The organism is Streptomyces ardesiacus (assembly GCF_003112575.1).
GTDB lineage: Bacteria > Actinomycetota > Actinomycetes > Streptomycetales > Streptomycetaceae > Streptomyces > Streptomyces ardesiacus.
The window spans coordinates 112,150-133,513 of record NZ_BEWC01000002.1; the positions used below are offsets into that span (position 1 = coordinate 112,150).

A 21,364-nucleotide genomic window follows, 5' to 3' on the forward strand; every position below is an offset into this window, starting at 1 on the left:
GGTGCGATGGCTTGACACTCGCCGTACTGCCGGTTATTCGCCCGGGTCGGGTGGGTGCGTCAGGGGATGTCCCGGGACGCCACCGGTCGGGCGGGCGCGGGCGAAGTGTCCGAAATGGCAGATGATTCCGCTTACTTGGGCGATAGGCGCCCGAGTGGGTACGGGGCAGACAATTCTCTTGGTTGTACGGGGAGCGGTTGCGTGAAGATCCAGGAGCGTACGGGGGCGGGCGCGGGACGTTCCGCGGCTCCGGCTCAGCCGTCGGTCGGTGACCGGCTTCCCAGCCCTCCTCGCGAGCGCAAACCGGCGCTGGCCGCGCTGGCCGTGCTGCTGATCCTGCTGGGCGCGCTCGGCGCGACGATGCTCGTGCTGCAGGTCGGTGACCGGGTCGAGGCGATCCAGGTGACGGCGGACATCAAGCCCGGCGCGTCCATCACCGAGGACAACATCAAGGTCGTCATGGTCAACGACGACTCCGGCGCCCACTTCGTGCCCTGGGACCAGCGGGCGAGCCTGATGAAGCTCCAGGCCAAGTCCACGATCTACAGCGGCACCGTCGTCGTCGGCGAGATGTTCGGCGCCAAGGCGCAGATGCCCGAGGGCAAGGCGTCGGTCGGTCTGGCGCTCAAGGACGGCCAGTACTACGCGGACATCAAGAGCGGTGACACGGTCGCCGCGTACCGGGTCGGCACGAGCGGTTCCAGCTCCAGCAGCTCCGACTCGTCCGACAAGGACTCGTCGTCCTCCTCCTCCGGCAACGGGTTCATCGCCAACGCCTCGGTGGAGAACGTGAAGGGGGAGGGCGACGCCACCGTGAGCACCGGCGGCAAGTCCATCACCCTCCTCGTCGACGAAGGCGACGCGGCCGCCCTCGCCTCGGCCTCGTCCGCGGGCGAGGTCGCCCTCGTGCGCATCACCGCCAAGTAGAAGGCGACCGAAGAAGCCATGGCCCTCATCGCCCTCGCCGCCGACAAGGGTTCCCCCGGCGTCACCACCGCGGCCGTCGCCCTCGCGGCGGTCTGGCCGCGCCGCGTCCTGCTCGCCGAGACCGACCCGGCGGGCGGCGACCTGGTGTACCGGTCCGCCGCCGCGCACGGCGGACCGCTGAACCCGAACACCGGCATGCTGTCGATCGCCGCGACCGCCCGCCGCGGCCTCGTGCCCGACCAGCTCTGGGACCACGTGCAGCCGCTCAGCGGCGGCCTGGAGGTGCTGGTCGGACTCGGCATCGCCGAGCAGGCCGCCGGGCTCGCGGGCCTGTGGCCCACGCTCGGCCGGGCCTTCGCCTCCCTCGCCGACTCCCCGAACGCGCCCGCCGACGTCATCGCCGACTGCGGCCGCGTCAGCGGGGACTCCCCGGTGACCGAGCTGTTCCCGCACGCCGCCCTCGTCCTCCTGCTGTCCCGCACCGAGCCGGAGGCCATCGCCCGGGTCCGCGACCGTGCCGCCGCCCTGTCCAACAAGCTGCACGGCGGACCCCGCGGCGCGTCGAGCCTCGGCCTGCCGCTGGTCGGCGTCGTCCTCGTCGCCGACACCAACAACGCCGCCAAGCTCTCCGGCCAGGTCAACGACATGCTGGTGCACGCCCAGACCGGGGCCCGCGTGGTCGGCACGATCGCCGACGACCCGGCCGGGGCCGACCAGCTGGCCGGGCGCAGGCGCGGACGGCTGGAGAAGTCGCTGCTCATCCGCTCGGCCCGCAAGGTCGCCTCGGACCTGTACCAGCAGTTCGGCGCCGCCTGGTCCCTGCCCACCGGTCCCGGCGCCGCAGGTCACGCCGGTCCCGGCCCGGCGGGTCCGGCCGGCACGTCAGGCCACGCGGGGGCCGGCCGATGACCGCTGTCGACCACTCGTTGGTCAAGCGGTTCCGGCAGGACGCCGGTGACCGCATCGCCGAGCAGCGCCGCCAGGACCAGGCCGCCGGCGTGCCCCCGATGTCCACCGAGGACGAACGGCACTACGCCCGCGCCGTCATCGCGCAGATACTCGAGGAGTACGCCCGCGCCGAGATCAACGCCGGGCGCACGCCGCCGGACGCGGAGACCGAGGAGGCGTACGCGGCGGCCGTGCACGCCGCGCTGTTCGGCGTGGGGCGCCTCCAGCCGCTGCTCGACGACCCCGAGGTCGAGAACATCGACATCAACGGCTGCGACCACGTCTTCGTCGGCTACTCCGACGGGCGCGAGGTGCGCGGCGAGCCGGTCGCCGAGACCGACGAGGAACTCATCGAGCTGATCCAGATCCTCGGCGCCTACTCGGGCCTGTCCTCCCGCCCCTTCGACTCCGCCAACCCGCAGCTGGACCTCAGGCTGCCGGACGGTTCGCGTCTGTCGGCGGTCATGGACGTCGCCCGGCGCCCGGCGCTGTCCATCCGCCGCGCCCGCCTGGGCAAGGTCTTCATCTCCGACCTGGTCGGCAACGGCACCCTCACCCCCGAGCTGGGCCACTTCCTGGCCTGCGCGGTCCGGGCCCGCAAGAACATCATGATCGCGGGCGCCACCAACGCCGGCAAGACGACGCTGCTGCGTGCCCTCGCCAACGAGATCCCGCCGAACGAACGCCTGATCACCGTCGAGCGCGCGCTGGAGCTGGGCCTCGACACCTTCCCCGAACTCCACCCCAACGTCGTGGCGTTCGAGGAGCGGCTGCCCAACTCCGAGGGCCAGGGCGCCATCAGCATGGCCGAGCTGGTCCGCCGTTCCCTGCGCATGAACCCCTCCCGCGTCATCGTCGGCGAGGTGCTCGGCGACGAGATCGTCACCATGCTGAACGCGATGTCGCAGGGCAACGACGGCTCGCTCTCCACCATCCACGCCAACAGCTCGCACGAGGTCTTCAACCGCATCTCCACGTACGCCCTCCAGGCGGCCGAGCGGCTGCCGATCGAGGCCAGCCAGATGCTGGTGGCGGGCGCCGTCAACTTCGTTGTCTTCGTCCAGCGGCGCAACGACTTCCACAACGGCGGACGCCTCCAGCGCATGGTCACCTCGGTCCGCGAGGTCAACGGCGTGGACGGGCGCGTGCTGTCCAGCGAGGTGTTCGCCGAGACCGCCGACGGCCAGGTCGTCCCGCACGCCCCCATCGCCTGCCTGGAGGAACTCATCGCCTACGGCTACCGGCCCAACGGAACGTGGGGGTGAGGGGACGGATGGAGATGACGACCCCCACGACCCCCACGACCACCACGCTCGCGGCACTGGACTCGCTCGGCTCCATGGGCGGACTGTTCTCCACCACGGTCCTGTACGCCCTCGGCTGCGGTGTCGCCGTCGGTGGCGGCCTGGCCCTGTTCCTCGTCGCCGTACGCGGACTGCCCGCCAAGCCCGAGCACGAGAAGCGGCAGGCCAGTGAGCGCGTCAACGAGCTGATCCGCTGGGCGGGCCGGCGCGGCTCCGCCGCGGTCATCGTCGGTCTCGTCGTCCTGCTGCTGACCCGCTGGGCGGTGCTCGGCATCGCGGCCGGTGTCCTCGTCTTCTTCTGGGACCGCCTCTTCGGCGGCGCCGCGGAGGAACGCGCCGCCATGAAGCGGGTCGAGGCGCTCGCCTCCTGGACGGAGTCGCTGCGCGACACCATCGCGGGCGCGGTCGGCCTGGAGCAGGCCATCCCCGCCTCGGCCCGCGCCGCGGCCCCGGTCCTCCGTCCCCACCTGGACGCCCTCGTCGACCGGCTGCGCTCGCGCACCCCGCTGCCCGACGCGCTCCAGCACCTCGCCGACGAGATCGACGACGCGTCCGCCGACATCATCGTCGCGGCGCTGATCCTCAACGCGCGGCTGCGCGGCCCGGGTCTGCGGCAGGTGCTCGGCGCGCTCGCCAAGTCGGCGCGCGAGGAGGTCGACATGCGCCAGCGCGTGATGGCCCAGCGCGCCTCGACCCGCCGCTCCGTGCAGATCGTCGTCGCGGTGTCGGTGCTCTTCGTCCTCGGCCTGTCCATCTTCAACCGCGACTTCGTCGAGCCGTACAGCTCACCCGTCGGTCAGCTCGTACTGGCCTGCGTGTGCGGCCTGTTCGCCCTCGGCTTCTGGTGGATGCGCAAGCTGTCCACCATCGAGACGCCGGACCGCTTCCTGGTCCGCGACAGCGCCGACGTCCAGTTCGTCCGGCCCCGCACGCCGGGTCAGCCGGGTCAGCCGGGACAGCCCGTACAGCGCCTGCCGCAACCGGCTCAGCCGTCGGCGGCGTCTGGGGACGAGGGGGGACGACGATGAACCTGACCATGCCGGTCCTGGTCGGTGCCGTCATCGGCCTGGGGATCTACGCCCTGGTCCGTGCTCTGATGCCGAGCAGGCGCAGCCCGATCCAGCAGGTCGCGCGGATCGACGCGATGCGGGCGCGCGGGGCGGCGTACGAGTCCTCCTCGTCGCGCACGGCACAGAGCACCGGCCGTCTGGACTCGCTGCGCGCCCAGATCGGTGCCCGGGTCGCCGAGTTGTACCTGCAGCAGGGCTGGCAGCAGCGCTCGCTGCGGGCGGACCTGGCGGTCCTCGACCGGAGCTGGGAGAAGTTCCTGGCGACCAAGGTGCTGCTGGCCGTGGGCGGTCTGTTCTTCGGCCCGCTCCTGTTCGCCATCGTCTGGCAGCTGGGCTTCGGCGACAGCCCGGTCATCCCGGTGTGGCTGGCCCTGCTCTGCGCCGCGCTCTTCTTCTTCCTGCCCGACCTGGAAGTACGCCGGGACGCCGCCGACAAGCGCCGTGACCTGCGGCGCGTGATCGGCGCCTACCTGGACCTGGTCTCCATGAGCCTGGCCGGCGGCCGGGGTCTGCCGGAGGCCCTGATGGCGGCGGCGGAGGTGTCGGACGGCTGGGCGACCCACCGCATCCGCAACGCCCTGGCCGACGCGCGCATCACGGGCATCAGCCAGTGGCAGGCGCTGGGCCAGCTCGGCGAGGACCTGGGTGTCGAGGAGCTCAAGGACCTCTCCGCCTCGCTCGCCCTGGTGGCGGACGACGGCGCCAAGGTCCGCGAGTCCCTGGCCTCCCGTGCCGAGACCATGCGCCACCGCGAACTCGCCGAGATCGAGGGCAGCGCGGGTGAGAAGTCCCAGTCGATGCTCGTGGCCCAGCTCCTGCTGTGCGCCGGGTTCCTGGTGTTCCTGATCTACCCGGCGGCGATGCGGGTGTTTCAGGTGTGACTCAGCTCTGCCAGCTCCGAGCCGCTTCCAGAATCTGATTCGAGAGGACACATCACCATGAACGGACGGAACTTCCGCACCGGTATCCCGGCCGTGGACTTCCTGGTCACCTTCCTGCAGGGCCGTGTGCAGCGTGCCCGCTCCGGCGAACTCGACCGCGGTGCGTCCGCCGTCGAGTGGGTCATCATCTCGGCGGTCGTCGTCGCGATCGTCGGCGTCGTGGCCGCCATCATCAGCCAGGCGCTGGACAAGGGCGCCACCAAGGTCGGCGACTGCATCGAGGGCGCCGACGCGAGCGGCACCTGCTGAGGCCGAGCGGACGTACGGGGTACACGGGGATGCGGGCAAGCGTGCTCGGACGGGTGCGCCGCAGGGTGGAGGCCGCGCGTGCGGCGGCGGCCACCCGCGGCGATTCCGGCATGACCGCGATCGAGTTCGTGTTTCTCACGCCGGTCCTCTTCTTCATGATCTTCGCGACGGTGCAGTTCGGTCTGTACTTCTTCGCCGACCACGTGGCCCAGGCGGCGGCCCAGGCGGGCGCCCGCAAGGCCCGCGCGACGGCGCACGACCAGCCGGGCGGCTGGCGGGGCGAGGCGCGGGACGTGGTCGACAGCTACATCCGCCAACTGGGCCCCCAACTGGTCCTGGCCCCGGACGTGAAGACGCTCCAGCCCGAACAGGACACGGTCGGCGTGGAGATCACGGCCCGGGTCCCCACCGTGTTCCCCGGCCTGGACCTGACGGTGCACGCGCAGTCGATGGGACCGGTGGAACGCTTCGTGCAGGAGGGAGGGAACTAGATGGCCGCCGTCCGCTCCCGTACCCGGCCCTCCCCCCGGGCGGCCGGCTCCGGCGACCGGGGCCTGTCCACCATCGAGGTGGTGATCCTCGCCCCGGTGATGATCCTCTTCATCCTCGTCCTGGTGGGCTTCGGCCAGCTCGTCGAAGGCCGCGGCGCCCTGGACGGCGCGGCCCGGGACGCGGCTCGCGCGGGGTCGATCCAGAAGGACCACGGCACGGCGATGGCGGAGGCGAGGAAGGCGGCCCGGGCCGACCTGGCGGACGTCTGCTCCGGTCCGGTCTCCGTCGTCCAGAAGAGCGCGGGCTTCGAACCGGACACGCTCTTCACGGTCGAGGTGAGTTGCGAGGTGCGGGGCCTGTCGATGATCGGCCTCGACATCCCCACCACCCTCTCGGCGAGCTTCAGCTCCCCGCTGGACCCGTACCGGAGGACGGCGTGAGATCCCTCGTCAGCTCCCGTGCGCGCGCGTGGTCGGCGGACCGGACGGCCCACCTGGACGACCGCGGCTCCGGCGCCGGCGCGGTCATCATCTTCGCGCTGGTCTTCCTCGCTCTCTCGGCCTTCGTCATCGACGGCGGCATGTCCATCTCCAAGCGCGAACGCGCCGCGGACATCGCCGAACAGGCCGCCCGCTACGCCGCCCAGGACATCGACCGCGAGGCCCTCTACGACGACACGGGCGGCCCCGCCCCCATCAACTACGAGAACTGCGACGCCCGGGTCAAGGCATTCGCCGCCGAGATGAACCTGACCGGCGCCGACATCGCCGCGACCCACTGCGTGGCGGCCGACGCCGCACGCGTGCAGGTCGAGGTCCAGCTCACGTACTCCCCGGTCTTCACGGGGGCGTTCTACGGCGGCGCCGTGGTGGTCCACGGCCGGGCGGTGGCGGAGAACGAGGTGGGCTGACCGATGACGCTGCGACTGCGACCGCTGTCCTTCCCCACCAACGGAGGTACGACCCCCATGCGCACACGCACGACGACCGCGACCGCTGTCGCCGCCCTGACAACGGCGGTGGCCCTGCTGCTGACCGCCTGCGGCGGCTCGGACTCGGACGACTCGGGCAAGAACGAGATCGCGGGCGCGGACACGGGTTCTTCGGCACCGGCATCGCCGTCGCCGTCCGCGAGCGGGGACGGGGTGGACCGGCCCACGGTGCGACTGCCGGAGGGCGACAACCTGGTCTTCGACCCGGAGATCACCGGGGACACCAGGACGGATGCCGTACTGAAGGACAACGCGGAGTACCTCCGTGCCATCGACGAGGCGATCGGCAAGCAGGACCCCAAGTCCGAGACGGTGGGCTTCTACAGCAAGGACGCGGCCTACCTCGGCTCTGTGGAGTGGATCAGCGGCTTCGTCAAGGACGGTGTGACCGTCACAGGAACCGTCCGCTACTTCGATCGCAAGGTCACTTTCAGCAAGGACGGTTCGGCGGGGTTGGTCTACTGCGCCGACGAGTCCAAGGGCTACACCAAGGACACCAAGACCGGGAAGGTCAACGTCACCGAGGCGACCAAGCAGTCGTACGTCCTCTACAACGACCGCCTGAGGAAGAACGAGAAGGGGGTCTGGCAGACGACCAAGAGCAGTTCCGAGCGTGGAAGCGAGGCATGCCAGCCATGAACCGTGTCACCAGGACCACCGTCCTCGGCGCCGCCGTCTCACTCCTGATCACTTTGCAGGCCGCGCCACTCGCATGGGCGGACCGCACCACCTCGAGCGGCAACAGCAAAGACGCCGACGGCGGTCGCAGCGGCCGCAACATCTACGTGCAGACCAAGGTGCAGACGACCGTCAGCGGCAGCAGTCGCACCGCGAAGAGCGGCACGCTCACGTCGGCGAACAGCAACTGGACGCCTCCCGCCTGCTGGTACGAGCCCGCGTTCTCCCCCAAGGAGATCCAGGAGACCGTCAAGCTGTGGCGGGGACTCAACGGGTTGCCGTTCGTCGGTGATGTCGGAGACCTCGTCGGCGACCTGCTGGACAGCCGTTACAAGGACGGCAAACCATACAAGGACTACAACCTCGACAAGCAGGGCGAGGGAATGTTCTGGGCCGCCGCGGTCAACCCGAACCGCAAGGACGACCCCGAGGCCAGCGCCTGCGACAAGCCCCCGTTCTGGGTGGACAACGGCACGACCCCCGACGAGCCCCTCGCCGTGTCGCCGAAGGTACTCGCCGAGTACGCCTACGACGAACTCCCGGTCCCCGGCACGGAGATCGAGATGCGTCCGGCCGGGGCGACGAAGGTGAACCTGCCCACCTGGATCTGGCTGGACAAGGCGACGTTCAAGAAGATCTCGGTCACTGCAAGCCTCCCCGGCACCGGTCTCTCCGCCACGACCACTGCCGAACCCGTCTCCCTCCGCATCGACCCCGGCACGCGCGACGCCCGTACGTACCCGGCGTCGGGCGTCTGCCGGCTGAACGCCGACGGCAGCATCGGGGCGCCGTACACGGAGGGCAGGGCGAACGACACCCCGCCCTGCGGCGTCACCTACCTGCGCTCCTCCGGCTCCGGCGGCTCGTATCCCTTGCGGGCCACCGTCACCTGGAAGATCACGTGGACCAGCACCACGGGCGAGGGCGGCACCCTTCCCGACGGCACGTTCGGTGCCACGCGGGATGTGACGGTGCAGGAGATCCAGTCGGTGAACCGCTAGAACGCGGCACTCGGGTTCGGAATCGCCGAGTGGCGGCGCGGCGGACGAATGCGGGCGGTGGCGCTATGTGCCGCCGCCCTTTCCGCCCCGCTTGTCCTCCGTCTTCACTGCGTCGTTGACCTGCTTGGTCAGTTCGTCGTCGAGCTTCTTGAACTCGCGCACAACGGCGTCGGACATGCTGGCGAGGGCGTCGAGCTGCTGACTGATGTCCTCGCGGCCGTCCTCCCAGTTGGACTCGAAGTCGTCGAGGGCGTCGTTGACGCTGCCGTCGCCGATGTCGTCCTTGTAGGACTCGAAGAGTTTCTTCGTGTGGTTCAGCCGCGTCTTGAGCGACCGCAGCCGGCGCCCGTAGTCCTCCAGCTCGGTCAACGGCAGTGCGAGGTCGCTCTTGCCCTTGCCCATGGCCCGAAGCCCCCAACCTGTCAGACGAATCGGAAGGTGCTGGTCAGCGCGTCGAAGATGCCGTGGAACGCCTCGGCGAGATCCAGCACCGGGCTGGCTCCGGAGACGAGGACCGCCTGGTCGGCGGTTCCAGGCACGGGGATGTACGTCTGCGGCAGCACCATACGAAGGGTACGGCTGTCGCCCGGGGCGACGGGCACGCCCTCCACGCCGTACATCCGTGCAGCCGAGCCATTTCAGGGACGTCGACGGTCGTCACCTTGCGCCAGGCGTCGCCTTCGCGGCGTGCGGTGATCGTGCGTAGGCTCTCGGCGATGGCGCGTAGGTCGGCGACAGGGCGAGGCTCTGCTTGTTCTTGGCCCCCAGGACGGACACGGTGACGGTGGCCGAGAGGGGGACGCCGTCGAAGTTCTCGGCCATGCAGCCCAGGTGGAGGGCACCGGAGGTCACTTCCTTCGGTAGTCAATTCCCGTCACCTCTTCCAGGACGGAGAACAACGTGTCCTGGTCAAGCTGTGGCACAACATAGTCACGTGACCTGATGGTTTGAAGAAAGTCCGCCGGTAGAACCACATGGTAGGAGTCCACGTAGTGAGGCAAATCGAGGCGCCAGACCCAGTCCCCGTCGGTTTTCAAGGATGCGCCGCCTGTGATGGGAAAGCTGTCGGCGGACAGGACATCCAGTTCCGCTCCCATCTCGCTGAAAATATCGACCCCGTTGACGAGATAGTCGACAATGTCCGCTTCATCGGCTTCACCCACTGGGCGTACAAGGTCATGGATCGAAGACTCTCGTTCGATCCCCCAACTACAAGGTTGCTCTTGGAAGAAACCGGCAGTTCTGATCATTTCATTTCCTTGCTTTCCGACACTTACAGGATAGGTAGGAAGGTTCTCCAGCTTCCCTTGTTCATGTGGCGGGTGTGAATGGCCCGTCGCCGATCGGTGATGCTCCCGCCGCGTTGTTGGGTGCCTTTACTGTGATGCCAAGAATGTTGGCCATCTCCTGGGCGGGGGACAATGCCAACGGCTCCATCGGCACCCCCACAGCAAGGGCGATGCCGAACGCACACCTCCCTGCGGGATCACGTACCTGCGGGCGAGCGACGGCGGACCGTACCGGTTGAAGGCGTCGATCACTTGGGAGATCTCCTGGGAAGGTTCCGGCGGATCCCGCGGCGACCTGCCCGACGGCACCTTCGAGGCCGCGCAGGACGTGACCGTGCGGGAGGTCCAGGCCGTCAACCGGTAGGAACCGGTGGGGCAGTACGGCGGCTTCGCGGGCAAAGGGGGATGAAGGGGGCAGGAGTTGCAGTCCCCGTCCTTCGTGGCCTTCTCCGCCGTCGGTGCCAGTCCATAAGATCTCTGTAGGCTCGACGAGCCTCCCAGCGCTCACGCAGTTGATTCCTCCCGCACTCGACACAGGACACCCGCCATGCCGCGACGCCGCTCCACCAGCTCCTCCAGCTCGACGGCTCCCCCGGCACCCTCCGCTCCGCGGAACCGCACGCCGCAGCCGGTGCGGGTGCGGCGGCGGACGTTCGGGGACTTCGTCAAGGCGTTCCTGGCCCTCGTGGTGCTGCTCGTGCTGGTCGCGGGGGTGCCGCTGGCGCTGGCGACCCAGATCGGGTGGCCGTTCCCCGACGGTGCGCCCGGGCTCGACTGGCTCCAGCGTGAGATCACGGTCCACACGTTCTTGTCCATCCTCACCGTCGTCGTCTGGCTCGCCTGGGCGCAGTTCACCGCCTGCGTGCTCGTCGAGGTCAAGGCCGCGGTCTCCGGTGTCGGCGTGCCGGGGCGGGTGCCGGGGTCGGGGCCCAGTCAGCTCCTCGCCCGGCAGCTCGTCGCCGCCCTGCTGCTCGTCGGTGCCACCGCGGCGAGCCTCACGCCGGGGCTGTCGCAGCTCGGGCAGAGCCTGGAGGGGAACCAGAAGCCGGCCGTCGCCGCGGCCCAGCAGACGCCGGGACTCTTCGCCCAGCAGCAGGAGCAGGCCGCCGCCACCGCGGGTGCCCTCGCCGAGCAGGCCGGGCAGGCGGGGCAGGCCGCGGCCCGTGCCGACGGGGGCGCGGCCGCCGCGCACGGCGACACGAAGTACTACCGCATCCAGCCGCCCGAGGGGCGTCACCACGACTCCCTCTGGGAGGTGGCCGAACGGCACCTCGGTGACGGGCGGCGGTACAAGGAGATCTTCGAGCTCAACAAGGACCGCGTTCAGCCGGACGGGTCCCGGCTGTCGGAGGCCTCCCTCATCCGTCCCGGCTGGATCATGGAGATGCCCGGCGACGCCCGCGGCGGCGAGCTGGTCGAGATGCCCGACGAGGCGCCGAACGTCTCCGAGCAGGTGCAGCAGCAGATCAGCGACTACGCGAAGACCGGTGACCACGCCCAAGGCGGCGGAGCGCAAGGCGCTGGCGACGCCCAGGTCTCCCTGCCCGAGCAGCGGCCCGCACCCGCGCCCGCCAACCCGGTCACGCCCGCCACCCCCGTCCCCGGCACGGGGCAGGAGCACGCCACCCCCGCCGCCGGACAGGCCGAGGACTCCTTCGGGCTGCCCGAGGCACTGCTCGCCTCGCCCCTCCTCGCCGCCGGTCTCCTCGGTGCCCTCGGGCGCCGGCGCCGGCAGGCGCTGTGGCAGTCGGCGCTCGGCGCGGTCGGCGGACGGCGCGGCATGGAGCCGCCCACACCGACCGGAGACGCCCAGGACGTGCAGGACGCGCTGCTCGTCGGCGCCGACCCCGAGGGCGTACGCCTGCTCGACCGGTCGCTGCGCGGGCTGGCCGCCTCCCTCACCGCCGAGTCCCGCCCGCTGCCCGTCGTGTACGCGGCCTGGATGAGCGGCAACGGCGACCTGCACCTCCAGCTCGCCCAGCCCGCCGGGAAGCCGCCCGCGCCCTGGCAGCAGGGGCAGGACCAGACCTTCTGGATGCTGGCCCGCGCCGACGCCGAGGGGTACGAGGACGCGGAGACCGCCGCGCCCTACCCGGGGCTCGTCAGCCTCGGCACCATGGACGACTCCCGCCTGCTGCTCAACCTGGAGGCCGTGCCCGGCATCGTCTCGCTCAGCGGCACCGAGGCCGACCGGGCCGCCGTGTTCGCGTCGGTCGCCGCCGAGCTGGCCACCAACGGCTGGTCGGACCGCATGACCATCACCCTGGTCGGGTTCGGGGACGACCTCACCCCCCTCGCGCCGAACCGGATCCGTCACCTCGACGGGTTCGAGGACCTCTTCGAGACCATGTCCGCCGAGACCCGGCAGCGGCGCGGCGCGCTCGGCGCCGCCGGGCACGACTCCGTGCTCACCGGCCGTACCGGGCCCGCCCAGCACACGCGTTGGGCCCCGCACCTCGTCCTGTGCGCCGCCCAGCCCTCCGACGAACAGGCCGTGCAGCTCGCGGAGCTGGCCGCCGACGCGGGCCGGCTCGGCATCGGCTACCTCGTCGGCACCGGCGGCGCCGACCTGCCCGGCGCCGCCTGGGAGATGGAGATCACCGGCGAGGGACGGCTGCTCGCGCCGCTGCTCGGACTCGAACTGGACGCCCAGTCGCTGCCCGTCGCCCAGCGGCGTGCCGTCGTCGAGCTGTTCACCGACGCCGACCCGGACTCCGGCCCCGGCTCCGGTCCCGAGGGCGGCCCCGGGCGGACGGGCCACACCCCGCCGTTCCTCGTCGACATCAGCGAGCAGGGGCGGCCCGCCGTGTACGCCCGCCTCGTCGGACCGTACGAGATCATCGGCCTGGACGCGCCCGACGGCGAGCGCAGCGCCCTGCTCCACGAGGCGCTGGCGCTGCTCCTGCTGCACCGCGAGGGCGTCCACCCGCGCGTGCTGTCCTCCGCGCTGTGGCCGCGCGGCGTGACGGCGGACGTGCGCGACGCGCTGCTGGAGCGGCTGCGGGCCTGGCTCGGCACCGACCCCGACGGCACGCCGCGGCTGGCCGACGACGCCACCGGACGGCTCGTCCTCGCCAAGTCCGTCGTCTCCGACCTCGACGTACTGCGCTCCCTCTACTACGAGGCCACGCAGGGCCGGGGCGTCGACAGCCGCCAGGTGCGCGGGCGGCTGCTCACCGACGCGCTGGTGCTGGTGCGCGGGCCGCTGCTCGCCGACCGGCCCGAGGGCCGCTACCGCTGGCTCACCCACGAGATCGTCGACGCCCAGCTCCCGCTGCTCGTCGCGGACACCGGGCTGGCGCTCAGCGAGTTCCACCTGGAGAAGAACCGCGCGGAGAAGGCCATCGAGGCGCTGAACGCGGCCCTGCGCACCGCCCCCGCCGACGAGCGCCTGTGGCACGAACTGCTGCGCGCCACCCACACCACCGGCGACCCCGGCCGGCTGCGTGCCCTCGCCGCCGACCTCGTCGCACGCAGCGGGGCGCGCGGTGTGCCGCCGCGCACCGAGGCGCTGCTCGACGAACTGCTGCCGACCTGGCGCGAGGGCGTCGCCGCCGCCGGATGAGCATCGCGACCGGCCTCGACAGCGACCTCGTGGTCGTCCTCGTCGCCGCGCTCTGGGGCGCGGCCACGGGTGCGCTGCTGCCGCTTGCCGCCTACCGGTTCTCCGCCCCCTCCGGGGAGGCGTGGCGCGAGCGGTGTCCGGGCGGTCATCCCGTACGCGGCTGGCTCGGCCGGGCGCGGTGCGGACAGTGCGCGGCCGGCGAGTCCGGGCACTCCGGAGAGTTTGGTCGCTCTGAGCAGTCCGGTCACTCCGGCGAGTCCGGTCGCTCCGGGCAGCCCGGTCACTCCGGCGAGTCCGGTCACTCCGGGGAGTCCCACCGTCCCGGCCGGTCCGGCCGGGAGCCCGGTCAGCCCCGCCGGTCCGCCGACGCCCGCTACGGCCCCCGCACCGCACCCCTCGCCCTCGTCACCGCCCTGGTCTGTGCCGCCCTCGCCGCCGCCACCGGGACCCGGCCCGAGGTCGCCGTCTGGCTGCTGCTGGCGCCGGTCGGCGTGCTGCTGGCCGCCGTCGACCTGAAGGTGCGGCGGCTGCCCGACCCGCTCACCCTCCCGCTCGCCGGCGCCGCGCTCGTCCTGCTCGGCCTGGCCGCGCTCGTGCCCGAGCACGCGGGGGAGTGGAGCACCGCCCTGCTCGGCGCCCTCGTCCTCGGCGCGGGCTACCTCGTGCTGTTCCTGGTCAACCCCGCCGGCATGGGCTTCGGCGACGTCAAGCTGGCCCTCGCCGCCGGTGCCGCCCTCGGCTGGTACGGCTGGCCCACGCTGATGCTGGGCACCTTCGCCGGGTTCCTGCTCGGGGCGCTGTACGGCGGCGCCCTCCTCGTCGCCCGGCGCGCCGACCGCAAGACGGCCATCCCCTTCGGCCCGTTCCTCGTCGCGGGCGCCTTCCTCGGCATCCTGGCCGGGGCGTACGCGGCCTGACCGCTGGCGGGCGAAACGCCTGGCGTACGCTGGGCAGGTCCGCCCACCCGTCTCCCACCACCACCCTTGCACCGAGCGCTTCGCGCGCACCTACTGATCAACCCTTACGAACCTTGCGAAAGGGACGCCGGTGACCGAGAAGGCCGACCTTCAGCCCATCCTCGACCGCGCCGCCGCCGGTGGGCGGATCACCCCCGAAGAGGCGCTCGACCTGTACCGAGACGCCCCGCTGCACGCGCTGGGCGCCGCCGCCGACGCCGTACGCCGGCGCAAGTACGCCGGTACGGAGCACATCGCGACGTACATCATCGAGCGCAACATCAACTACACGAACGTGTGCGTCACGGCGTGCAAGTTCTGCGCCTTCTACGCCGCGCCCAAGGACACCAGGAAGGGCTGGACCCGCGACCTCGACGACATCCTGCGCCGCTGCGCGGAGACGATCGAGCTGGGCGGCACCCAGATCATGTTCCAGGGCGGCCACCACCCCGACTACGGCGTCGAGTACTACGAGAAGCACTTCGCCGCCATCAAGAAGGAGTTCCCCGAGCTGGTCATCCACAGCCTGGGGGCGAGCGAGGTCGAGCACATGGCGCGGATCTCGGGTGTCTCGGTCGAGGAGGCCATCACCCGCATCCACGCCGCCGGGCTCGACTCCTTCGCCGGTGCCGGAGCGGAGCTGCTGCCCGAGCGCCCGCGCAAGGCCATCGCGCCGCTGAAGGAGTCCGGCGAGCGCTGGCTGGAGATCATGGAGATCGCGCACAACCTGGGCGTCGAGTCGACCTCCACCATGCTCATGGGCACCGGCGAGACCAACGCCGAGCGCATCGAGCACCTGCGCATGATCCGGGACGTGCAGGACCGCACCGGCGGCTTCCGCGCCTTCATCCCGTACACCTACCAGCCCGAGAACAACCACCTGAAGGGCCGTACCCAGGCCACGCTCTTCGAGTACCTGCGGATGATCGCCATCGCCCGCGTGTTCCTGGACAACGTCGCCCACATCCAGGGCTCCTGGCTGACCACCGGCAAGGAGGTCGGCCAGCTCTCCCTGCACTACGGCGCCGACGACCTCGGCTCGATCATGCTGGAGGAGAACGTCGTCTCCTCCGCCGGTGCCAAGCACCGCTCCAACCGGATGGAGATCATCGACCTCATCCGGAAGGCGGGGCGCGTGCCCGCCCAGCGGGCCACCACCTACGAGCACCTGGTCGTGCACGACGACCCGGCCAACGACCCCGTCGACGAGCGGGTCGTCTCCCACATCTCGTCCACGGCGATCGAGGGCGGCACGGCCCACCCCGAGCTGAAGCTGCTCGCCTCCAACTGAGGCCGCCGTGCTGACGATCCACGTTGCCGACGCCTCGCCCGAGGCGGCCGTCGTGGTCGACGGCGCGCAGCTCGCCGCCGTCGGCCCGTACGAGGCGCTGGCCGCCGACCACCCGCGGGCGCGGGTGCGCCGGTGGCCCGGCATCCTGACGCCCGGACTGCTCAACCCGTACGGTCCGGAACTGCTGGAGCAGGCGTATCACCCCGACCCGCGCGAAGCGGACCGGCTGGGCACCGAGCCGCTCTTCGGGGAGCGCGCGCGAGCCCTCCTCGCCGCGAACCCGTCCGCGCGGGGCGCCAGCGCCCGCCGCGGGGTGCAGCGCATGCTGGCGCACGGCACGGTCGCCGTCGCCGGAGAGCTGCGGGGCCGTGCGGCCCTGGACGCGGTGCGCGGAGCGGGGCTCGCCCTGGCGGGGCGTCCGGCCGGCCTGCCCGGGCCCGCGTCCTTCTCGCCGGTGCCGCTGGTGCTGCTTCCCGCACTCGCTCCCGGGAAGCCCGCCCGGTTCGCGGTGTTCGACGTACCCGACCGGGCCGCGCTCGTGCGGGACGGCGCGTCCACGTGCGTGGCCACCGTCGTGGGCGGCCGCCTGGTCTACCGGGGGCGCTGAGCGCGCGGCCCGCGGGGCCCGTCCGACAGGACTACGCTCCGAACGCCGACCCGAACGCCCCGTCCTCCTGCTCCACGCCGCTGCACGTGGTGAGCGCGTCGGTGGCCGACGCGTCGTCGGCGCACTGCTTGTCCCGGAAGGCCGCCCACACCGACACCCAGGCGATGCCCTTCTCCGCGGCGAACGCGCGGACCTCGGCCGCGTCGTCGAGCGTGAACGTCTCCCCGGCGACGTCGTTGACGCCGAGCATCGAGGTGAGCGCCATGCCCCGCCAGGCGTCCGCGTCGGAGGTGCCGAAGACGGTGCGGAGCTGGGCGTGCGCGGCCTTCGCCGAGGCGAGGGCGTAGTCGCCCATGTCGTCCGTGTACGACTCGCCGTAGTTCATGGTCATGAGGTCGACCGTGGCGACCCGCACGCCGTGGTCGTTGGCGGACGCCAGCAGCGCCAGGGCGTCGGAGTCCAGGCCGGAGGGCATGACCGGGAGGGTGAAGGAGACCTCCAGGTCCTCCCGTTGCTCCTGGAGCAGCGCGATCGCCTCCGAGCGCAGGGCACGCGAGTCGGCGTCGGCCAGCTCGTCGCCCTCGATGTCGAAGTCGGCCCGCGTCGAACCGGCCGCGTCCAGGGCCGCCCCGTACGCCTTCGCCAGGGCCGGGGCGCTGTCGCAGGCCGCCGCCAGCTCGGTGCCGGAGGCGCCGCCGAAGGAGACGCGGACGGCGGCGCCGGACGCCGTGAGTTTCTGGACGCGGGAGGCGACGGAGGCGTCGTCGATGTCCTGGACGCCGTTCCAGCGAGGGGTGCAGCCGTCGTCCGCGCCGGACGCGACGACGAACGCCAGGTTGTACGCCGCCGGGGAGCCCGCCGTGTCGGCGGCGGAGGCGGTGGTGGCGCTGACGTAGGGGGCGTAGGCGGTGGCGGTGGCCGGTGTGGACGTCTCGGACGACTCGGACGGCGCGGCGGGGGACGCGTCGGCGCCGGTGTCGTGTCCCGCGCAGCCCGCGGTGGCCAGGGCCAGCAACAGGGCACACCCGGCTGCCGCGTTCCGGTGAACCCTCATGAGCGCACCCTCCCGTTCTCGTCGTCGGACCAGTGAAGGTGCCACGCCTTTCTGGGACTTCGCTGAGGAAAGAGCGCCGTTTCGTGCCGTCTGCCAGGAAGCGCACAGGAACGGCCGCTTTTCACCGGGATCTCTCAAGGAACTGCCAGTTCGCGACAGGCAAGGCTCCCTAACGTCCCGGGCATGCAATCCGAGCCTGCCACCGCCTCCCGAGTCGCCCCGCGCGATCGCCGCCGCAAACGCGGCAAAGGGTCCGCCGAGGGGCCCGTGTTCGTCGACAGCACCGGCCGCCGGGCCCGGCTGCTGCGCCGGATCGGGCTCCTGCTGGGCGCCGTGTGCGTCGGCTACACGGCCGTCCTCGGCCTGGCCTTCATGGGCGTCGGCATCTCGGTCAACCCGTCCTCGCTGCTGCCCTTCGGCGCCGGCGGCGGCGGCGGACCGGAGGGCGGTCCGGGTCCCGGGGGCGGCACGCGTCCGCAGGGCGGCGTCGCTCCCACCGGCGCCCCGCCGAGCCCCGGGCCCTCCCTTTCCCCCGGCGCGGTCACCGGCACCGCCGGTTCCGCCGCCCCCACCGCAGCCCTCACCGACCGACCGGACGCCCCCGCCTCATGACCACGCCCACCCCGCCCCCCGCCCCGCCCGCGCGGGGCCGCCGCCGTGCCCCGTCCCGCATGGAACGCGCGGCCGGCCGGGCCGCCGCACTGCAACGCCCGCGCGTCCTCCTCGCCCTGCTGCTCCTGCTCGCGCTGACCTGCGTGATGCTCCTCGACGGCTACCTGCGCGCGGAGGTCGGCGGCGACGAGCGCGTCCGCACCGGCGCCTCGGCCGGCGACGTCCCCGACGACGTGCTCGACGGCGGGCCGATCCTCACCTTCCCCGGCGGACGGGCCACCACCGTCTCCGTCCCCGACAAGACGATCGTGCTGACCTTCGACGACGGCCCGGACCCCACCTGGACCCCGCAGGTGCTGAAGATCCTCGACACGTACGACGTGCCCGGCACGTTCTTCCTGGTCGGCTCGATGGTCTCGCGCCACCCGGACATCGTGCGGAACATGGTCGAGCAGGGAAACGAGGTGGGCGTCCACACCTTCACCCACGTCGACCTCTCCTACCAGAGCACGGCGCGCGTCACCCGCGAGATCGAGCAGACCCAGCTCGCGCTGGCGGGCGCGGCCGGCATCACCACCACGCTGTTCCGTGCGCCGTACTCCTCCGAGACGGACGCCATCGACGACTACAGCTGGCCCGTCTACGAGAGCCTCGGCGCGGACGGCTACACCAGCGTCTTCGTCGACACCGACAGCGACGACTGGAAGCGGCCCGGCGTCTCGAAGATCGTCGAGTGGGCCACGCCGGAGGACGGCGAGGGCGCCTCCGTCCTCTTCCACGACGCCGGGGGCGAGCGGTCCCAGACGATCGAGGCGCTGCCGAAGTACATCGAGAAGATGAAGGCGAAGGGCTACACCTTCACCACCGTCAGCGGGGCCATGGCCGAGCAGCAGTCCCCACAGCCGCAACAGTCCCCACAGCCGCAGGAGTCGCAGCAGTCGCAGCCGGCACAGCAGTCCGGTGGCGGTCTCCAGGCCGCCCACCACCGGGCCACCGGCGCCACCCTCTACGAGGGCAAGGCACTGATCGCGGCCGTCGCCGTCGCCGAGTGGACGGTGCCGGCGCTGTCGGCCGGGCTGGTGGTCGTGGGCGTGGCCGTCATGGGCCGGTTCGCGATGATGCTGGTCCTCGCCCGCCGCCACCACCGGAAGCGCAACCGACGCCGCTTCGGCTGGGGCCCGCCCGTCACCGGGCCGGTCAGCGTGATCGTCCCGGCGTACAACGAGAAGGAGTGCATCGAGGCGACCCTGAGATCGCTGGCGCGCGGTACGCACCCCGTCGAGATCATCGTCGTGGACGACGGCTCGACGGACGGCACGGCGGAGATCGCCGAGTCCCTGGGGCTGCCCGGCGTCCGCGTCGTGCGCCAGGCCAACGCGGGCAAGCCCGCCGCCCTCAACAACGGCGTCCGGCACGCCCGGTACGACATCGTCGTGATGATGGACGGCGACACCGTCTTCGAGCCCGACACCGTACGGCACCTGGTGCAGCCCTTCGCCGACCCCTCCGTCGGCGCGGTCGCGGGCAACGCCAAGGTCGGCAACCGGCGCACCCTCATCGGCGCCTGGCAGCACATCGAGTACGTGATGGGCTTCAACCTCGACCGGCGCATGTACGACCTGCTGCGCTGCATGCCGACCATCCCCGGCGCGATCGGCGCCTTCCGGCGCGAGGCGGTGCTCCAGGTGGGCGGCATGAGCGACGACACCCTCGCCGAGGACACCGACCTCACCATCGCCCTGCACCGCGCGGGATGGCGGGTGGTCTACGAGGAGCACGCCCGGGCCTGGACGGAGGCGCCCGGGTCGCTCGGCCAGCTCTGGTCGCAGCGCTACCGCTGGTCCTACGGCACGATGCAGGCGCTGTGGAAGCACCGCCGGTCCCTGGCGGACAAGGGCCCCTCGGGCCGCTTCGGACGGGTCGGCATGCCGCTGGTGGTGCTCTTCCAGGTGGTCACACCGCTCTTCGCGCCGCTCATCGACGTGTTCACCGTCTACTCGATGCTCTTCGTCGACTTCCGCGCGGCGCTCCTGGCGTGGCTGGCGGTGCTGGGCGTGCAGGTGGTGTGCGCGGCGTACGCCTTCCGGCTCGACCGGGAGAAGTACCGGTACCTGCTGATGATGCCGCTCCAGCAGCTGGCGTACCGGCAGATGATGTACCTCGTCCTCATCCACTCCTGCGTCACCGCCCTGACCGGCGGGCGGCTGCGCTGGCAGAAGCTGAAACGGACGGGCGAGGTGGGGACGCCGGCGGGGTCCGGCTGATGGGGGCGCACAGCAAGGGCGCCGGGCGTGCCGGCGCCGCGCGTGCCGTGGGTACCGTGCGCGCCGAGGGGGGTGCGCCGGGGCGGGACCGGTACTTCGACACGCTGCGCGCCCTCGCCCTCGTCCGGGTCGTCGCGTACCACGCCTTCGGCTGGCCCTGGGCCGGGCTGGTCCTCCCCTCCATGGGGATCATGTTCGGCCTGGCGGGCACCCTGATGGCCCGCTCGCTGCGGCGGCCCGCGGGCGCGGTGCTGCGGAGCCGGCTGCGCCGCCTGCTGCCGCCGTTGTGGTGCTGGGGCCTGTTCGTGGTGGGCGCGATGCTGGTGCGCGGCTGGATGCCGGGGTGGCAGATCGTCTACTGGGTGGTGCCGCTCGGCGACCCGCCGGGCAGCGCCTGGGGCGAGCAGGCCTGGGAGATCCTCTGGTACCTGCGGACCTACCTCTGGTTCGTCCTGCTCTCCCCGCTGCTGCTGCGGGTCTTCCGGCTCGCGCCCGTGCCGGTGCTGCTGCTGTCCCTCGCGCCGATCGCCGTCCTGCAGTTCCTCTGGCAGCCGCCGGACGACCGCTTCGGCACGGGGCTGCTCGACCTGGCGACGTACCTCTTCTGCTGGGTGCTCGGCTTCGCCCACCGCGACGGCGTGCTGGGGCGGCTCAAGCCGGTCGCGGTCGTCGCCCTGTCGCTCGCGGCGCTCGTGTGCGGCGCCTGGTACGCCTTCGCGCACCGGGCCGAGTACGGCACCTACGACCTCGACGACATCCCCTTCGCGCAGGCCTTCTGGTCGGCCGGGTTCGTGACGCTGCTGATGTACTCCAAGGCGCGGCTCGGCATCGACTTCTCGGGGCTGGTCCGGCTGCGGCGGCTGGACCGGCTGGTGACGGTGTTCAACGCCCGCGCGGTGACGGTCTACCTCTGGCACGAGCTGGCCCTCGTCCTGGCCGTGCCGCTGATCGACCGGTTGTGGGACGTGCCCGCCTTCGCGGCGCACCTGCCGCTGGAGAGCCAGTGGTTCCTGCTGGGCGTGGGGTGGGTCCTGATCGCGGTGTTCGTGCTGCTGTTCGGGTGGGTGGAGGACGTCGCCGCGCGGAAGCGGCCCCGGCTGCTGCCCTGAGCCCGTCCGCCGTGCC

23 protein-coding genes and 1 pseudogene are annotated in these 21,364 nt (G+C 71.9%); 19 read left to right on the top strand and 5 right to left on the bottom strand.

The annotated features are described in order from the left end of the window. Positions 1-201 precede the first annotated feature (201 nt). Genes Sdi02f_RS07420 through Sdi02f_RS07470 form a run of 11 tightly spaced genes read left to right on the top strand, consistent with a single transcriptional unit; the run spans position 202 to position 8,601 of the window. Positions 202-927 (top strand): hypothetical protein, encoded by a 726-nt coding sequence (locus Sdi02f_RS07420; RefSeq protein ID WP_053638121.1) that lies wholly within the window; start codon positions 202-204, stop codon positions 925-927. 18 nt (positions 928-945) lie between these two features. After that, positions 946-1,836 (top strand): hypothetical protein, encoded by an 891-nt coding sequence (locus Sdi02f_RS07425; RefSeq protein WP_030401700.1) that lies wholly within the window; start codon positions 946-948, stop codon positions 1,834-1,836. Beyond that, positions 1,833-3,140: a TadA family conjugal transfer-associated ATPase gene (locus tag Sdi02f_RS07430; protein WP_030401701.1), complete on the top strand. Its 1,308-nt coding sequence runs from the start codon at positions 1,833-1,835 to the stop codon at positions 3,138-3,140. Before Sdi02f_RS07425 ends, Sdi02f_RS07430 begins: the two co-directional genes overlap by 4 nt. Positions 3,141-3,154: 14 nt before the next feature. Further along, positions 3,155-4,207: a type II secretion system F family protein gene (locus Sdi02f_RS07435; RefSeq protein ID WP_053664971.1), complete on the top strand. Its 1,053-nt coding sequence runs from the start codon at positions 3,155-3,157 to the stop codon at positions 4,205-4,207. Then, entirely contained in the window at positions 4,204-5,130 is a 927-nt protein-coding gene (locus tag Sdi02f_RS07440; RefSeq protein WP_030401703.1) for a type II secretion system F family protein, read from the top strand. Before Sdi02f_RS07435 ends, Sdi02f_RS07440 begins: the two co-directional genes overlap by 4 nt. 57 nt (positions 5,131-5,187) lie before the next feature. Continuing rightward, entirely contained in the window at positions 5,188-5,439 is a 252-nt protein-coding gene (locus Sdi02f_RS07445) for a hypothetical protein (RefSeq protein ID WP_030401704.1), read from the top strand. A gap of 29 nt (positions 5,440-5,468) precedes the next feature. Further along, entirely contained in the window at positions 5,469-5,930 is a 462-nt protein-coding gene (locus Sdi02f_RS07450; protein ID WP_053638120.1) for a TadE family protein, read from the top strand. Beyond that, on the top strand, positions 5,931-6,371 hold the full coding sequence (locus Sdi02f_RS07455; RefSeq protein WP_108932977.1) for a TadE/TadG family type IV pilus assembly protein: 441 nt from the start codon (positions 5,931-5,933) through the stop codon (positions 6,369-6,371). Further along, the gene (locus Sdi02f_RS07460) at positions 6,368-6,841 is read left to right on the top strand and encodes a pilus assembly protein TadG-related protein (RefSeq protein WP_031083395.1); all 474 of its coding nucleotides are present in this window, start codon (positions 6,368-6,370) and stop codon (positions 6,839-6,841) included. Before Sdi02f_RS07455 ends, Sdi02f_RS07460 begins: the two co-directional genes overlap by 4 nt. Before the next feature lie 57 nt (positions 6,842-6,898). Continuing rightward, positions 6,899-7,561, top strand: a complete 663-nt coding sequence (locus tag Sdi02f_RS07465) for a hypothetical protein (protein ID WP_108933267.1) — start codon at positions 6,899-6,901, stop codon at positions 7,559-7,561. After that, a complete protein-coding gene (locus tag Sdi02f_RS07470; RefSeq protein ID WP_108932978.1) occupies positions 7,549-8,601 on the top strand; it encodes a hypothetical protein in 1,053 nt (350 codons plus the stop codon). The genes Sdi02f_RS07465 and Sdi02f_RS07470 overlap by 13 nt, the downstream gene beginning before the upstream one ends. A gap of 63 nt (positions 8,602-8,664) precedes the next feature. Here Sdi02f_RS07470 and Sdi02f_RS07475 read toward each other — a convergent pair whose 3' ends face one another. The 4 genes from Sdi02f_RS07475 to Sdi02f_RS07490 are packed head-to-tail and all read right to left on the bottom strand — an operon-like array spanning position 8,665 to position 9,851. Continuing rightward, positions 8,665-9,003 carry a hypothetical protein gene (locus tag Sdi02f_RS07475; RefSeq protein ID WP_053638117.1) on the bottom strand — a complete coding sequence of 113 codons (339 nt, stop codon included), beginning with the start codon at positions 9,001-9,003 and terminating at the stop codon, positions 8,665-8,667. Positions 9,004-9,023: 20 nt separating this feature from the next. Further along, on the bottom strand, positions 9,024-9,221 hold the full coding sequence (locus Sdi02f_RS07480) for a hypothetical protein (protein WP_079007774.1): 198 nt from the start codon (positions 9,219-9,221) through the stop codon (positions 9,024-9,026). Positions 9,222-9,258: 37 nt separating this feature from the next. Beyond that, positions 9,259-9,453, bottom strand: a complete 195-nt coding sequence (locus Sdi02f_RS07485) for a hypothetical protein (protein ID WP_108932979.1) — start codon at positions 9,451-9,453, stop codon at positions 9,259-9,261. Next, a complete protein-coding gene (locus Sdi02f_RS07490) occupies positions 9,450-9,851 on the bottom strand; it encodes a hypothetical protein (RefSeq protein WP_159107638.1) in 402 nt (133 codons plus the stop codon). The genes Sdi02f_RS07485 and Sdi02f_RS07490 overlap by 4 nt, the downstream gene beginning before the upstream one ends. Positions 9,852-10,021: 170 nt before the next feature. On the opposite strand from Sdi02f_RS07490, the pseudogene Sdi02f_RS07495 reads away from it, so the two are divergent. From Sdi02f_RS07495 to Sdi02f_RS07515, 5 genes and pseudogenes are all read left to right on the top strand, one after another. Continuing rightward, positions 10,022-10,254, top strand: a pseudogene (locus Sdi02f_RS07495) (hypothetical protein); the annotation flags it as partial. 183 nt (positions 10,255-10,437) lie between these two features. After that, positions 10,438-13,455, top strand: coding sequence for a bacterial transcriptional activator domain-containing protein (locus tag Sdi02f_RS07500; RefSeq protein ID WP_108932981.1), 3,018 nt, complete (start codon positions 10,438-10,440; stop codon positions 13,453-13,455). Next, complete coding sequence (locus tag Sdi02f_RS07505; protein WP_108932982.1) at positions 13,452-14,372, top strand: prepilin peptidase; 921 nt, start codon at positions 13,452-13,454, stop codon at positions 14,370-14,372. Before Sdi02f_RS07500 ends, Sdi02f_RS07505 begins: the two co-directional genes overlap by 4 nt. A gap of 130 nt (positions 14,373-14,502) precedes the next feature. Further along, complete coding sequence (gene mqnC / locus Sdi02f_RS07510; RefSeq protein WP_108932983.1) at positions 14,503-15,702, top strand: cyclic dehypoxanthinyl futalosine synthase; 1,200 nt, start codon at positions 14,503-14,505, stop codon at positions 15,700-15,702. A 7-nt stretch (positions 15,703-15,709) separates the two neighbouring features. After that, the gene (locus Sdi02f_RS07515; protein WP_030401720.1) at positions 15,710-16,309 is read left to right on the top strand and encodes a hypothetical protein; all 600 of its coding nucleotides are present in this window, start codon (positions 15,710-15,712) and stop codon (positions 16,307-16,309) included. A gap of 31 nt (positions 16,310-16,340) precedes the next feature. Here the strand turns inward: Sdi02f_RS07515 and Sdi02f_RS07520 are convergent, their stop codons facing one another. Next, on the bottom strand, positions 16,341-17,363 hold the full coding sequence (locus tag Sdi02f_RS07520) for a chitinase (protein WP_108932984.1): 1,023 nt from the start codon (positions 17,361-17,363) through the stop codon (positions 16,341-16,343). 183 nt (positions 17,364-17,546) lie between these two features. Between Sdi02f_RS07520 and Sdi02f_RS07525 the strand changes: the two genes are divergently transcribed. Genes Sdi02f_RS07525 through Sdi02f_RS07535 form a run of 3 tightly spaced genes read left to right on the top strand, consistent with a single transcriptional unit; the run spans position 17,547 to position 21,348 of the window. Then, positions 17,547-17,975: a hypothetical protein gene (locus Sdi02f_RS07525; protein WP_108932985.1), complete on the top strand. Its 429-nt coding sequence runs from the start codon at positions 17,547-17,549 to the stop codon at positions 17,973-17,975. Beyond that, entirely contained in the window at positions 17,972-20,239 is a 2,268-nt protein-coding gene (locus Sdi02f_RS07530; RefSeq protein ID WP_108932986.1) for a bifunctional polysaccharide deacetylase/glycosyltransferase family 2 protein, read from the top strand. Before Sdi02f_RS07525 ends, Sdi02f_RS07530 begins: the two co-directional genes overlap by 4 nt. Next, positions 20,239-21,348, top strand: coding sequence for an acyltransferase family protein (locus Sdi02f_RS07535; protein WP_108932987.1), 1,110 nt, complete (start codon positions 20,239-20,241; stop codon positions 21,346-21,348). The genes Sdi02f_RS07530 and Sdi02f_RS07535 overlap by 1 nt, the downstream gene beginning before the upstream one ends. The last annotated feature ends 16 nt before the right edge of the window (positions 21,349-21,364 follow it).

What these genes read in the sequence shown, in the direction of transcription:
- Sdi02f_RS07445 (WP_030401704.1), top strand. Translation starts at nt 5,188, where the DNA reads ATGAACGGACGGAACTTCCGCACCGGTATCCCGGCCGTGGACTTCCTG.
- Sdi02f_RS07425 (WP_030401700.1), top strand. Translation starts at nt 946, where the DNA reads ATGGCCCTCATCGCCCTCGCCGCCGACAAGGGTTCCCCCGGCGTCACC.
- Sdi02f_RS07475 (WP_053638117.1), bottom strand. Translation starts at nt 9,003, where the DNA reads ATGGGCAAGGGCAAGAGCGACCTCGCACTGCCGTTGACCGAGCTGGAG.
- Sdi02f_RS07525 (WP_108932985.1), top strand. Translation starts at nt 17,547, where the DNA reads ATGCAATCCGAGCCTGCCACCGCCTCCCGAGTCGCCCCGCGCGATCGC.
- Sdi02f_RS07465 (WP_108933267.1), top strand. Translation starts at nt 6,899, where the DNA reads ATGCGCACACGCACGACGACCGCGACCGCTGTCGCCGCCCTGACAACG.
- Sdi02f_RS07470 (WP_108932978.1), top strand. Translation starts at nt 7,549, where the DNA reads ATGCCAGCCATGAACCGTGTCACCAGGACCACCGTCCTCGGCGCCGCC.
- Sdi02f_RS07500 (WP_108932981.1), top strand. Translation starts at nt 10,438, where the DNA reads ATGCCGCGACGCCGCTCCACCAGCTCCTCCAGCTCGACGGCTCCCCCG.
- Sdi02f_RS07455 (WP_108932977.1), top strand. Translation starts at nt 5,931, where the DNA reads ATGGCCGCCGTCCGCTCCCGTACCCGGCCCTCCCCCCGGGCGGCCGGC.
- Sdi02f_RS07520 (WP_108932984.1), bottom strand. Translation starts at nt 17,363, where the DNA reads ATGAGGGTTCACCGGAACGCGGCAGCCGGGTGTGCCCTGTTGCTGGCC.
- Sdi02f_RS07440 (WP_030401703.1), top strand. Translation starts at nt 4,204, where the DNA reads ATGAACCTGACCATGCCGGTCCTGGTCGGTGCCGTCATCGGCCTGGGG.
- Sdi02f_RS07450 (WP_053638120.1), top strand. Translation starts at nt 5,469, where the DNA reads ATGCGGGCAAGCGTGCTCGGACGGGTGCGCCGCAGGGTGGAGGCCGCG.
- Sdi02f_RS07490 (WP_159107638.1), bottom strand. Translation starts at nt 9,851, where the DNA reads ATGATCAGAACTGCCGGTTTCTTCCAAGAGCAACCTTGTAGTTGGGGG.
- Sdi02f_RS07430 (WP_030401701.1), top strand. Translation starts at nt 1,833, where the DNA reads ATGACCGCTGTCGACCACTCGTTGGTCAAGCGGTTCCGGCAGGACGCC.
- Sdi02f_RS07480 (WP_079007774.1), bottom strand. Translation starts at nt 9,221, where the DNA reads ATGTACGGCGTGGAGGGCGTGCCCGTCGCCCCGGGCGACAGCCGTACC.
- Sdi02f_RS07435 (WP_053664971.1), top strand. Translation starts at nt 3,155, where the DNA reads ATGACGACCCCCACGACCCCCACGACCACCACGCTCGCGGCACTGGAC.
- Sdi02f_RS07505 (WP_108932982.1), top strand. Translation starts at nt 13,452, where the DNA reads ATGAGCATCGCGACCGGCCTCGACAGCGACCTCGTGGTCGTCCTCGTC.
- Sdi02f_RS07530 (WP_108932986.1), top strand. Translation starts at nt 17,972, where the DNA reads ATGACCACGCCCACCCCGCCCCCCGCCCCGCCCGCGCGGGGCCGCCGC.
- Sdi02f_RS07535 (WP_108932987.1), top strand. Translation starts at nt 20,239, where the DNA reads ATGGGGGCGCACAGCAAGGGCGCCGGGCGTGCCGGCGCCGCGCGTGCC.